General features: G+C 44.6%; 1 protein-coding gene. It reads right to left on the minus strand.

Annotated features, from left to right (window positions below):
• Positions 1–34: 34 nt before the first annotated feature.
• A partial coding sequence (locus AWV70_RS25020) for a helix-turn-helix domain-containing protein (RefSeq protein ID WP_276525655.1) occupies positions 35–791 on the minus strand: 757 nt, incomplete at its 5' end.

Below are 791 nucleotides of genomic sequence, written 5' to 3' on the forward strand. Positions count from 1 at the left end.
GCAGATATAAAAAACGGGAGATGGCCATTTGAGCCTATCTCCCGTTTTTTAGTTTCCTCAATCGATACTGAAGATTTTGCCTGCTCATGCCAAGTGCAGTTGCTGTTTTTGTAATATTATCGTCGTGAAGCTTCATCGCCTTCTGCAAATAATATTCTTCCGCTTCCTTTAAGTAGCGATCGAGCGGCATGAGTTCCTTGTCTGGATTTACGATGAAATCGACTGCCTGTGTAGGCGTATCGCCCAGACCGTCGCTTTTCAATCGGAAATGGAGCGGCAGCATCTCATACGTGATCACCGTCTCGGTAGTCGCAAGGGAAGCTATTTCATCAAGCAAAAATTCAAGTTCCCGCATATTACCCGGCCAATCGTAGCGTCGGAAACGTTCCTCTACTTCCTTCGTAATTCCAGTGAGGGAAGTTCCGAACCGTTCCTTTCTCTGTGCAAAATACTTTGTGACAAACGATATGATATCCTCTTTCCGTTTCCTGAGCGGAGATATCCGTATGGTAAAAGAAGCGAATAAATAATATAAATCCTTCAATAGACGTCCTTTTGCAATCAATTCGACAGGATCGTCGCCGATACTTGCGATGAATTGGCGGCCGGCTTGAGCTGAGTTTTTTAAAAACGTAAATAGATTTTGCTGAAGGGAAATGGATAATAAATCGATACGCTCACAGAATAACGTGAACGGTTCATCCATATTCAAGTCTTCGTCGAGCCGATCAATCAGGGCCGCATCCGACTGGTGACAATGAAGTGTGTAGAATGGGCCATTGGCAGGTGAC

The organism is Sporosarcina koreensis (assembly GCF_001531445.1).
Classification (GTDB): domain Bacteria; phylum Bacillota; class Bacilli; order Bacillales_A; family Planococcaceae; genus Sporosarcina; species Sporosarcina koreensis_C.